Genomic DNA, 1,705 nt, shown 5'->3' on the forward strand with positions numbered 1-1,705 from the left:
CTGTTGCTGTTCAAGGTTTAGCCAACGGTTAAGGGAGCAACGATGAACGAGCAGGGAAGAGAGCAGGGCTGGCACCACGTATTCCCACTGATCACCGTGCTGATCTGGAGCGGCAATACGCTGGTCACCAAAATGGCCGCGGGGCGCATCACGCCGCCATCCATTACGTTCTACCGCTGGGCCTTGGCCTTTATCGTCTTGTCGCTGTTTATGCTGCCCAGCGTATGGCGTGCGCGTCAGCAAGTGCGCGCGCTGTTCCCCAAACTGTTTGTGCTGGGTTTACTGGGCATGATGGTTTATCAGGGCCTGGCCTACTTCGCAGCGAACACTACCAGCGCCACCAATATGGGCATTCTTATCGCCCTGTCGCCGCTGCTGTCATCGTTGTTTTCCACCGTGCTCACGGACGACCGCCTGACCCAAGGCGCGCTGCTCGGCGGCGTGGTGTCATTCGCCGGAGTGTTGTGGTTAATCAGTGGCGGCCAGCCGCAGACGTTGGTCGACTTCCAGCTCAAGCCCGGTGATGCGCTGATGCTGATCGCCGTCAGCGCCAATGCGCTGTATGGCGTATTGCTGCGGCGCTGGAATTTCGACCTGAGCCGCTGGGTGCAGCTGTACGTGCAGATCGGTTGCGCGCTGCTGTTTCTCACCCCGTGGTTTTTTCTGAGTGGACCGTCGCCGATCACCGCCGAGAATTTGCCGCTGGTGCTGTACGCCGGCACCTTGGCTTCGATCGGCGCGCCGTGGCTGTGGATCAAAGGCATCCAAAGCCTGGGCCCGGCGCGGGCCAGTTTGTATATGAACCTGATGCCGGTGATGGTGGCCGTGGCGGCGATGTGGTTCTTGGGCGAAACCCTGGGGCTGCATCACCTGGTCGGCGGCGGCCTGGCGCTGGCGGGGGTGTGGTTAGGGCAGGCGCTGCGTAAACCGTTGCGGCCTTAACCACTGTGCCTGCAGTCTCCCCTCACCCTAACCCTCTCCCCAAAAGGGCGAGGGGACTGAATTGAGGTGGGGCGTCGAGCGGTACTTAAGCGCCCCTTTCCCACTTGCGGGAGAGCAGTTGGGGGTAAGGGGGCTTTTGACTCACACGTAAATACTGATTCCCGCCTTACTCGACAGCCAATCGCGGTAGGTCTCCAGCGAACTGGTCTGCTGGTCGCCGTTAAAGCCTGCTACCGACACCTGATCACCCATGCCCTTATCAATCAGCTTCTGCACTTGCGGCAGCAGGCTGGAGGCATCGTCGCGACTCATGCTGGCCACGTCGGGCAGTTGAATGGCGCTGCTGGCGCCACCGTTCGACGTCGCTGGCTGGCTACCACTGCTTTGCTCGACCCCGGCCAAGGCACTGAACAGCCCACCACGGGATTGCGCGACGATGGCGGCGGCATATCTACGCAGGTCGCCAATTGGGTCTTTGCTTTCTTCGGCGCTGGTGTGGGTGCCTGTGCTGGTGCTGCCACCGGTGCCGGTCGATGGCGTGCTGTCGCTGGATTCGGACTTGGAAATGGAGCTGATATAGCTCAGCAGCGAGAGGTTGCTCGATACGCTGGTCATAAGGGCATGCCGATGGCTGGGAGGTGCAGGGCTGATTGCACATCACGGGCCAACTTGGCGCAGGGCTCTATCTTGGGCTTTATCGGCTTTTTGCCGGCGAGTAAGGCGGCGCCGGCTTGCCAGAGGCGGCAAGCGCTTGCCGCTCTAC

At 61.2% G+C, this 1,705-nt stretch carries 2 protein-coding genes; one reads left to right on the forward strand and one right to left on the reverse strand.

Features of this window, described 5'->3' with window-relative positions; genetic code table 11:
• Positions 1–42: 42 nt before the first annotated feature.
• Positions 43–942, forward strand: a complete 900-nt coding sequence (locus tag AAAB16_RS16325) for a DMT family transporter (protein ID WP_340664269.1) — start codon at positions 43–45, stop codon at positions 940–942.
• 141 nt (positions 943–1,083) lie between these two features.
• On the opposite strand, the gene AAAB16_RS16330 is transcribed toward AAAB16_RS16325, so the two are convergent.
• Complete coding sequence (locus tag AAAB16_RS16330) at positions 1,084–1,557, reverse strand: hypothetical protein (RefSeq protein ID WP_340664270.1); 474 nt, start codon at positions 1,555–1,557, stop codon at positions 1,084–1,086.
• Between the last annotated feature and the right edge of the window lie 148 nt (positions 1,558–1,705).

This window comes from Pseudomonas sp., assembly GCF_037994325.1.
Lineage (GTDB): Bacteria > Pseudomonadota > Gammaproteobacteria > Pseudomonadales > Pseudomonadaceae > Aquipseudomonas.

Bases quoted from the DNA above. Each gene is read 5' to 3' on its own strand.
- AAAB16_RS16325 (WP_340664269.1), top strand. From the start codon at position 43: ATGAACGAGCAGGGAAGAGAGCAGGGCTGGCACCACGTATTCCCACTG.
- AAAB16_RS16330 (WP_340664270.1), bottom strand. From the start codon at position 1,557: ATGACCAGCGTATCGAGCAACCTCTCGCTGCTGAGCTATATCAGCTCC.